Genomic DNA, 213 nt, shown 5'->3' with positions numbered 1-213 from the left:
GTGGAAGTGCAGCAATGTATGGAGCTGACTGCTACTAATCGGTCGAGGGCTTGACCTAAGCACGGAAGTGCGAACGGCGGGTAAGAAAAAAAGGTTTTTGTGTTTTGTATATGCGGTTTTGAAGGTACGGTGTATCAGTGTATCTATTCCTCCTTAGCTCAGTCGGTAGAGCATGCGGCTGTTAACCGCAGTGTCGTTGGTTCGAGTCCAACA

General features: G+C 48.4%; 1 tRNA gene. It reads left to right on the top strand.

The features are described from left to right. The first annotated feature begins 155 nt into the window (after positions 1–155). A tRNA-Asn gene (locus tag CI595_RS25840) sits at positions 156–213 on the top strand.

It is taken from the genome of Blautia hominis (assembly GCA_002270465.1).
Lineage (GTDB): Bacteria > Bacillota > Clostridia > Lachnospirales > Lachnospiraceae > Blautia > Blautia hominis.
The sequence above is the reverse complement of the archived record's forward strand: the minus strand, read 5'-3'. Positions and strand labels throughout refer to the sequence as shown.